This window comes from Chitinophaga agrisoli (assembly GCF_008386695.1).
Lineage (GTDB): Bacteria > Bacteroidota > Bacteroidia > Chitinophagales > Chitinophagaceae > Chitinophaga > Chitinophaga agrisoli.
This window is the reverse complement of record NZ_VUOC01000074.1, coordinates 1-377: the sequence shown is the minus strand read 5'-3', so window position 1 is coordinate 377 and position 377 is coordinate 1. Positions and strand designations below refer to the sequence as shown.

Below are 377 nucleotides of genomic sequence, written 5' to 3'. Positions count from 1 at the left end.
CGTTAATGGACAACCACGCACGGGCGTCTGCGGAGCTTCGCTTGTTACCACTAACAGACTATTGACAGCTGCTCACTGCTGGTTCGATGGCACCAACCAAGGCACGAGCGTAACGGTCGTTCTTGGTTCCGTGACACTCTTCAGCGGTGGCACCAGAGTTGAGACCAGTTCGATTGTAATGCATCCGAATTGGTCTCCTACTACCATTCGTAATGATGTGGCCGTCATTTACCTACCCAGTCCCGTTACTTTGTCTGATACAATCAATACGATCGCTCTTCCAAGTGGACAGGAATTACAAGAAAACTTTGTTGGATCCTCGGCAGTCGCTTCAGGCTTTGGTCTGACCAGCAGCTCTGGATCTATAACGACAAACC

1 protein-coding gene is annotated in these 377 nt (G+C 50.1%); it reads left to right on the top strand.

Annotated features, from left to right (window positions below; all coding sequences use genetic code 11):
• The coding region (locus F0L74_RS34640) for a trypsin-like serine protease (protein ID WP_149842234.1) at positions 1-377 on the top strand (377 nt) is incomplete at both ends.